This is a genomic window from Streptomyces sp. NPDC002104, from assembly GCF_053593795.1.
Window position 1 is genome coordinate 1 of sequence record NZ_JBSFDF010000107.1, and the last position, 7,834, is coordinate 7,834.

Annotated in this window: 6 protein-coding genes; 3 read left to right on the top strand and 3 right to left on the bottom strand. The window is 71.3% G+C overall.

Going from position 1 to position 7,834, the window contains the following annotated elements; all coding sequences use genetic code 11:
• Window positions 1–207 precede the first annotated feature (207 nt).
• Window positions 208–1,215 (bottom strand): stage II sporulation protein M, encoded by a 1,008-nt coding sequence (locus tag ACWCP2_RS37975; protein WP_450913095.1) that lies wholly within the window; start codon window positions 1,213–1,215, stop codon window positions 208–210.
• A 123-nt stretch (window positions 1,216–1,338) separates the two neighbouring features.
• On the opposite strand from ACWCP2_RS37975, the gene ACWCP2_RS37980 reads away from it, so the two are divergent.
• Window positions 1,339–2,253, top strand: a complete 915-nt coding sequence (locus ACWCP2_RS37980; RefSeq protein WP_450913096.1) for an RDD family protein — start codon at window positions 1,339–1,341, stop codon at window positions 2,251–2,253.
• On the opposite strand, the gene ACWCP2_RS37985 is transcribed toward ACWCP2_RS37980, so the two are convergent.
• Both ACWCP2_RS37985 and ahcY read right to left on the bottom strand, forming a co-directional pair.
• On the bottom strand, window positions 2,250–2,882 hold the full coding sequence (locus tag ACWCP2_RS37985; RefSeq protein ID WP_450913097.1) for a hypothetical protein: 633 nt from the start codon (window positions 2,880–2,882) through the stop codon (window positions 2,250–2,252). The genes ACWCP2_RS37980 and ACWCP2_RS37985 overlap by 4 nt on opposite strands.
• Before the next feature lie 106 nt (window positions 2,883–2,988).
• Complete coding sequence (ahcY, locus tag ACWCP2_RS37990) at window positions 2,989–4,440, bottom strand: adenosylhomocysteinase (protein WP_450913098.1); 1,452 nt, start codon at window positions 4,438–4,440, stop codon at window positions 2,989–2,991.
• Window positions 4,441–4,801: 361 nt separating this feature from the next.
• On the opposite strand from ahcY, the gene ACWCP2_RS37995 reads away from it, so the two are divergent.
• A complete protein-coding gene (locus ACWCP2_RS37995; protein ID WP_450913099.1) occupies window positions 4,802–6,907 on the top strand; it encodes a fructose-specific PTS transporter subunit EIIC in 2,106 nt (701 codons plus the stop codon).
• 168 nt (window positions 6,908–7,075) lie between these two features.
• On the top strand, window positions 7,076–7,738 hold the full coding sequence (gene lepB, locus ACWCP2_RS38000; protein ID WP_450913100.1) for a signal peptidase I: 663 nt from the start codon (window positions 7,076–7,078) through the stop codon (window positions 7,736–7,738).
• The last annotated feature ends 96 nt before the right edge of the window (window positions 7,739–7,834 follow it).

Sequence of the window (7,834 nt, forward strand, 5' to 3'; positions counted from 1 at the left end):
GGATTAACCGGCTTCGGATTCCTGAATCGAGAGGGGGGTGTGCCCGCTTGGAATTCAATTCCTGGGGGGCGAGAAAGACTTTAAACCATCGCTGCCGAACTTGTCCAGTTCGAGGCAACCGTTCGAATCTACCTCCCCACAGCCACCGTGTCAACGGTGTTTGCGGGACGACGAGGAGACTAGCAGCTCAGCATGCTCGTACGCACATCAGGCCGCGGTGGGGAGCGTCGCCGTCCGGTCCGCCCGTTCCACGTCGCCCGTGTCGCCCGCTCGGGCCGCTCGGCCGCCCAGGACGTAGACGTAGAGCAGGAAGGCCGCCTCCGCAGCCACGCCGATGCCGATGCGGGCCCACGTGGGCAGGCCGGAGGGGGTGACGAAGCCTTCGATCAGGCCCGAGAGGAAGAGCACCGCCGCCAGGCCGATGGCCATGCCGAGGGCGGCGCGGCCCTGTTCGGCCAGGGCCACGCGGCGGGTGCGGTGGCCGGGGTCGATGACCGTCCAGCCCAGGCGCAGGCCCGTACCGGCGGCCACGAAGACGGCGGTCAGTTCGAGCAGGCCGTGCGGGAGGATCAGGCCGAGGAAGACGTCGAGGCGGTCGGCCGAGGACATCAGGCCGATGCCGACGCCCAGGTTGAGCATGTTCTGCCACAGGATGTACAGGACCGGCAGGCCCAGGAAGCCGCCCAGGACCAGGCAGACCGCGGCCGCCTGCGCGTTGTTCGTCCAGACCTGGGCCGCGAAGGAGGCCGCGGGGTGGCTGGAGTAGTACGTCTCGTACCCGCCGCCCGGCTTCGTCAGCGCCTTCAGGTCCTCCGGAGCCCCGATCGCGCTCTGGATCTCCGGATGGGTGGCTATCCACCAGCCGACGAGCACGCCGACGGCGGTGGAGATCAGGGCCGTGGGTATCCACCAGCGGCGGCTGAGGTAGACGGCCGCCGGGAAGCCCGACGTGAAGAAGCGGGCCGCGTCGCGCCAGCCGGACCTGCGGGTGCCCGTCACGGTGGCGCGGGCGCGGGCGACGAGCTGGGTCAGGCGGCCCGTGAGCATCGGGTCGGGGGTGCTGGACTGGACGAGGGAGAGGTGGGTGGCCGTGCGCTGGTAGAGCGCGACGAGCTCGTCGGCCTCGGCTCCCGTGAGGCGCCGGCCCCGGCCCAGGAGCTGCTCCAGGCGGGCCCACTCGGCCTGGTGGGCCGCAACGAAGACGTCGAGATCCATGTGGTTGGTGCTCCCCTGCCCCTGGTGCCTGCCGGTTTTCCTCCTGCTTGCTTCGTCAGCTTGGCAGACTGGAGGCCGATGGGGCGGGGCAGGTCACGTGAAGGTGAAGGGGTGTGTGCATCGGTGAGCGATCTGGTGACGGGGGACGCGGTCGTCCTGGGCCTGCGGGCGGCGAGGCTGCCGAGCCGGGCGCTGGCGATCCTGCTCGACCTCCTCGTGTACGTCGCCGGATACCTGCTCATCTCCATCGGGCTCGTGCTGGCCACCGCTTCGATGGACGGTGCGGCCCGGGCGGCCGTGTCTGTGGCCTCGTTCGTCCTCGTCCTGGTCGGCGTACCGATCGCGGTGGAGACCCTGAGCCACGGACGCTCGCTGGGCAAGCTCGCGTGCGGGCTGCGCGTGGTCCGGGACGACGGCGGGCCGATCCGCTTCCGGCACGCGCTGGTGCGCGGGGCCTTCGGGGTCTTCGAGCTGCTGCTGACCTTCGGGTCCGTGGCGTGCGTCGCCTCGCTGTTCTCCGAGCGGGGCCGGCGGCTCGGGGACGTGTTCGCGGGAACGCTGGTCGTCCGGGAGCGGGTGCCGGGGGCGCGGGTGATGCCGGTGCCCCCGCCGCCTCCGTGGCTGGCCGGGCGGTTCGGCGGGCTGGACCTGTCCGCGGTGCCCGACGGGCTGTGGCTGGCGATCCGGCAGTACCTGACGCGGATGAACCAGCTGGACCCGCAGGTGAGCGCCTCGATGGCGGCACGGCTCGCGGACGATCTGGTGGCGCGTACGGGGGCTCCGCCGCCGGTCGGGGTGCCCGCCGCCGCGTTCCTGATGGCCGTGGTGCACGAGCGGCAGTCGCGGGACGCCGCGCGGGCCTTCCGGCCGCAGCGGCCCGCGCCCGGGGCCGCTCCCGTTCCGTACGGGCAGCCCGCGCCCGTGGTGATGCCGGCCGTGGCGGCGCCCGTCGGCGTTCCCGTGGCTCCGGTGGCGCCCGTACCCGTACCTGAATCCGTGGAGCCGCCGAGGGCGACCGGGTTCGCGCCGCCCGCCTAGTCGGACGGGGCGTCGGGGAAGGCCGACGGCGGGGTCTCCAGGTGTTCGAGTTCGATGCCGGGGGCCGAGAGGACCACGTCCCCGGCGATGTGGACCGTGTGCACCTCGCCGGTGTCCAGGGCGGTGACCCGGTACTCGTCGACCAGGAGCGGGCCGCTGTCCGTGGGGTGCTCGGCGCGGTGCAGCAGGGCCCAGGCCTGGTCGGTCGTACGGGCCGCCAGGACGGGGTCGGTCAGGGCGACGAGGCGGACGCGGGTGGCCGGGCCGCCGGGGGCCAGGCGCAGCAGCCGGGCCGTGGCGACGAGGAAGGCCGGGGAGGTGCCGGTGAAGCCGGCGGCTCCGGGGACGTTGCCCTCGGTGGCTTCGGCTCCGGCGGGATCGGTGCGCACCCAGGTGATCCCGTCGATGGCGGCGCCGCGGACCTGCCAGCTGGAGGCGTTGACCTCCAGGCGGATGGGGCGGCCCAGTTCGTCGACGGCCAGGTCGACGGAGCCGCGGTGCGCGCCGTCGGGTGCGGTGAGCTGGGAGACGTAGCGCCAGCCGGAGGGGCCCGGGGCGCAGTGGAAGTGCTCCTCGCCGAGGGCGGTGTGGTCGTGCGGGTCGTGCAGCGCGTAGCGGCCTCGGGGCATGGGCGTCTTTCTGGGTGTTCCTGGGGTGCGGGCGGGTACGGGGCAGGCCCCCGGCACGGATGCCGGGGGCCTGACCTGACGCGTGGGTGCCGCTGATCCGCGGGGATCAGTAGCGGTAGTGGTCGGGCTTGTACGGGCCCGCGACGTCCACGCCGATGTACGCGGCCTGCTCCGGGCGCAGGGTGGTGAGACGTACGCCGAGGGCGGCGAGGTGCAGGCGGGCCACCTTCTCGTCGAGGTGCTTGGGGAGCACGTAGACGTCGGTGGGGTACTCGGCCGGCTTGGTGAAGAGCTCGATCTGGGCCAGGGTCTGGTCCGCGAAGGAGTTCGACATCACGAAGGACGGGTGACCGGTGGCGTTGCCCAGGTTCAGCAGACGGCCCTCGGACAGGACGATGAGGACCTTGCCGTCGGGGAACTTCCAGGTGTGGACCTGGGGCTTGACCTCGTCCTTGACGATGCCGTCGATCTTCGCGAGACCGGCCATGTCGATCTCGTTGTCGAAGTGGCCGATGTTGCCCACGATGGCCTGGTGCTTCATCTTGGCCATGTCGGCGGCCATGATGATGTCCTTGTTGCCGGTGGTCGTGATGAAGATGTCGGCCGTCTCGACCACGTCGTCCAGCGTCGCGACCTGGTAGCCGTCCATCGCCGCCTGCAGGGCGCAGATCGGGTCGATCTCGGTGACGATGACGCGGGCGCCCTGGCCGCGCAGGGACTCGGCGCAGCCCTTGCCGACGTCGCCGTAGCCGAACACCACGGCCGTCTTGCCGCCGATGAGGACATCGGTGGCGCGGTTGATGCCGTCGATCAGCGAGTGGCGGCAGCCGTACTTGTTGTCGAACTTCGACTTGGTGACGGCGTCGTTCACGTTGATCGCCGGGAAGAGCAGGGTGCCCTCGGCCATCATCTCGTAGAGGCGGTGGACACCGGTGGTGGTCTCCTCGGTGACGCCGCGGATCTCGGACGCGAGCTGCGTCCACTTCTGCGGGTTCTCGCCCAGGGTGCGGTTGAGGAGGGTGAGGATGTTGGCGTACTCCTCGGAGTCCGCCGTCGACGGGTCCGGGGCGGAGCCGGCCTTCTCGAACTCGACGCCCTTGTGGACGAGGAGGGTGGCGTCGCCACCGTCGTCGAGGATCATGTTCGGGCCGCCGGTGGGGGTGTTCGGCCAGGTCAGCGCCTGCTCCGTGCACCACCAGTACTCTTCCAGCGTCTCGCCCTTCCAGGCGAAGACGGGGACGCCCTGCGGGTTCTCCGGGGTGCCGTTCGGGCCCACCGCGATGGCGGCGGCCGCGTGGTCCTGGGTGGAGAAGATGTTGCAGGAGGCCCAGCGGACGTCGGCGCCGAGGGCGACGAGGGTCTCGATGAGGACGGCGGTCTGCACGGTCATGTGCAGGGAGCCGGTGACGCGGGCGCCGGCGAGCGGCTGGGCGGCCGCGTACTCCCGGCGGATCGACATGAGGCCGGGCATCTCGTGCTCGGCAAGGGTGATCTCCTTGCGCCCGAAGACGGCGAGGGAGAGGTCCGCGACCTTGAAGTCGGTGAAAGCGGCAGTCATGTGGGTGCTGCTCCTCGTGAGGTGGAGAGGTGGGTACGGCTGAGCAGTGCACCGTCGTCAGGACGACACACGTGGCGCTCAGTCCGTCGGGGGTCCTCTCTCCCCTCGGCCGGTCCGAAGACCGCCCGACCGCCATCAGCAGCGACGCCTGACACTGATGACCAAGCTACACCGATCGGCGGAGCGCGGCCCAGGCGACTTGAGACAGTGGTGGGCCAGTCTCGGACCGTGTTCGGGGCCTCCGGCGGAGAATTAGGGGCCTTTCGGACTTTTGATCAAGCCCTTACATGGACGAGGATGCCGTTGGGTCGGGTTGTACGCGATCCCGGCAGGACAACGCATGTGTCGTGAGGAGATTCCAGTGACCAGTCCGGCAGGCCCTCCCGAAGGCGGGGACGCGAGCGGGCGCAAGCCCGTGAAGATCGTCGCCGTTACCGCGTGCCCCACCGGTATCGCGCACACGTACATGGCCGCGGAGAAGCTCCAGCAGGCCGGCGACCGCCTCGGCGTCTCGATCAAGGTGGAGACCCAAGGCTCGATCGGGGCCGAGAACGTGCTCTCTGACAACGATGTCAGGGAAGCGGACGCCGTGATCATCGCCGCCGACAAGGAGGTCGATCTCGACCGGTTCGCCGGCAAGCGGGTCCTGTCCACGGGCGTCGCGGACGGCATCCACAAGCCGGAGGAGCTGATCCAGCGCGCGCAGAGCGCTCCGGTGCAGTCCGGCACGGCCGCGGCGGCGGGTGGCGGCGCCGGCGGCGGCGGTGGCCACCAGCGCAGTCAGGCCTACAAGGCGCTGATGAACGGCGTCTCCCACATGATCCCGTTCGTGGTCGTGGGCGGTCTGCTGCTGGCCGTTTCCCTGTCGCTCGGCGGGCACGCGGACGCCAAGGGCGGTCTGGTCATCCCCGACGGGACCTTCTGGTTCTACGTCAACAAGCTCGGCGTGACCGGCTTCTCGCTGATGCTGCCGATCTTCTCCGGCTACATCGCCTACGCGCTGGGAGACCGGCCCGCCCTCGTACCCGGCATGATCGGCGGCTTCCTCGCCGCGGACGCCGTGCACATCTACGGGGCCGATGCGAACGCCGGCTTCCTGGGCGCCATCGCGACCGGCTTCATCGCGGGCTATCTGGTCATGTGGATCAAGAAGGTCAAGGTCCCCAAGGTCATCCAGCCGATCATGCCGATCATCGTGATCCCGATCGTGTCGACCGTGGCCCTGGGCCTGTTCTACATCTATGTGATCGGCCAGCCGATCTCCTGGGTGTTCACGCACCTGACCAGCTGGCTGAACGGGATGACCGGCTCCAGCGCGATCGTGCTGGGCACCATCATCGGCCTGATGATCGCCTTCGACATGGGCGGTCCGGTGAACAAGACCGCCTTCCTCGTCGCCGTCGGCCTGATCGGCACCAACAACCACGTCATGGGCATGGCCGCCGCGGCCATCCCCGTCATGCCGCTCGGCCAGGGCCTGGCCACGCTGCTGCGCCGCAAGCTCTACAGCGACGAGGAGAAGGAAACCGGCCTCGCCGCCCTGTTCATGGGCTTCTTCGGCATCTCCGAGGGAGCGATCCCCTTCGCCGCGGCCCGGCCCGCCCAGGTCATCCCCGCGAACATGCTCGGTGGCGCGGTGGCCGGTGCGATCGCCGGTGTGGCCGGGGTCCAGGACTCCGTGCCGCACGGCGGTCCGATCGTCTCCCTGTTCGGTGCGATCAGCGGCGTCGCGATGTTCTTCGTGGCCATCGCCGCCGGTGCGGTCGTGACCGCGCTGGCCACGAACGCGCTGATCGAGTTCAAGCTGCGCCGGGAGGGCGTGACGGACGGCGGGTCCGCGGGCCTGTCGCCCGAGCCGGTCCTGGTCGGCGCGGGCGCCCCCGTGGGCTCCGGTGGCGGTACGGGCACCATGACGGCCACAGCCGCAGCCGCGGGTGCCGGCGCCGGCGCCGGGACGGCCGTACGGGCCCAGCCCGCGGCCGCGGCTCCGGTGGCCTCGGGCGGGACCCCGGAGGTGCTGTCCGGCTACCTCACCGAGCAGACCGTGAAGACGGAGCTGTCCTCCGGCTCCAAGGAGGCGGCGATCCGCGAGATGGCGGAGATGCTGGCCACCACCGGCAACGTCACGGACGTGGACGAGCTCGTACGGGTCGCGCTGGCCCGGGAGGCGCAGGGCACGACCGGCCTCGGCGAGTCCATCGCCATCCCGCACGCCAAGACGGACGCGGTGAGCCGCCCGACGGTGGGCTTCGCCCGGTCCGACGAGGGCATCGAGTGGGGCGCGCTGGACGGGACGAAGGCCAGGCTGGTCTTCATGATCTCCGTACCGGAGGCCGCGGCCGGCGACGAGCACCTGCGGATCCTGGCCCTGCTGTCGCGCAAGCTCATGGACACCGGCTTCCGCGAGCGGCTGCAGGCCGCGCCCGGCAAGGCCGCGATCCTGGACGTGCTGCGCGAGATCCAGTAACCGCGCACCCCCTCGCACGAGCCCTCGGGCCCCGTACCCCACCTCGGTGGTGCGGGGCCCGAGGGCTGTGCGTACGCTTCCCGGTCCGGACACGGTGGTGTGGGGAGAGGGGACGGGACCATGCAAGGGGATCGGCGCAGGCCGGGGCGGCGGAGGGGGATCTGGGCGGTGGTCCTGATCGTGCTCGGCTCCGTGTTCCTCGTGGGGGGAACGGTCGTGGCCGTCGGGCTCGGGGGCGACGCCTACAGCAAGCGGTCGATCTCCTCGGAATCGATGGCACCGGCCTACGACCGCGGGGACACGGTGTGGATCGAACGGGCGGGGCCGGCGCGAATACGGCGCGGGGACCCCGTGCTCCTCATGCCGCCTCCCGCCTGGGGAGTCGGCGGGGACGTCCTCGAGCGGGTCGTCGCCGTCGGTGGTGACCGCGTCTCCTGGTCCGCGGGCGATGCGGCACTGAAGCTGAACGGAGAGCCGCTCGCCGAGCCGTACCTCAAGCACCCGGCGGTGCCCGCGGTGGCGCCCTTCGACGTCACGGTGCCCGAGGGCCGGATCTTCGTGATGGGGGACAACCGCACGAACTCGTTCGACTCGCACCTGAGGACCCGCGACGGGAACCACGGAACGCTGCCGGTCTCGGCCGTGCGGGGGGTCCCCGTCCCCACGCCGGCGGCACTGGTGGCCGCGGCGACGGTGAGCGTCCTGGGCATCCCCCTCTTCCTCACCGGCGGCGGGCTCGGCGTCGCCGCGCTGGTGGCCCGGCGGCGGGCGGCGAAGGCCGCGCCGGGCACCGGCCACGCCTCCTGGGCGCACGGGGCTCCGGTCGCCTGACACCCCGCTCCGGGAGCGCGCAGGGTCAGCGGAACCCGGACGGCCCCGGCCATGGCGATGCAGGCGGCGTAGGAGTCGTAGAAGGGCTCCAGGGCG